The sequence below is a fragment of the Paenibacillus sp. P4_E11 genome (assembly GCF_056401635.1).
In genome coordinates, this window is record NZ_JBFUIX010000738.1 from 1 (window position 1) to 512 (window position 512).

The 512-nt window shown below is 50.8% G+C and carries 1 protein-coding gene; it reads right to left on the reverse strand.

Features of this window, described 5'->3' with window-relative positions; genetic code table 11:
- The coding region (locus AC1DWB_RS37220; protein WP_477546035.1) for a GlcG/HbpS family heme-binding protein at positions 1-406 on the reverse strand (406 nt) is incomplete at its 3' end.
- Positions 407-512 lie beyond the last annotated feature (106 nt).

The window sequence follows — 512 nt, forward strand, 5'->3', positions numbered from 1 at the left end:
CTCCTGCACAGGCTTGAACAGCAGCATTAGCCACTTCAGCGTCCTGCGCGCTCGTACCCCCACTCACGCCGATGCCACCAATGATCTTACCTTCTACAACGAATGGAATGCCTCCACCTAATATAGTAAGTTTCCCTTGGTTGGTGGTGTTGATTCCGTAAGTAGGACCTCCTGGGAGTGCAGATTGCGCAAGGTTGGCTGTTGGCATTTGCATGGCTACGCTCGTCCATGCCTTGCCTTGGGATATCTCGATGCCGGCGATTCTGGCATTGTCCATCCGGTGGAAGGCGACCAAGTTCGCACCTTCATCGACGATCGCAATGTCACAGTTGAGCCCCATTTGTCGGGCTTTCTGTTCCGCGATCGCAAGTAATTGTTTGGCTAATTCCAAAGTAAGTCTGACCAACTGATTCACTCCTTGAATATCAATGATCCATTATTGTATGGTCATTCCCCCAGATCGGTGAAAGGTGCGATACAAGCGATTGTACACTCCATCCGCCTTCAGCAAT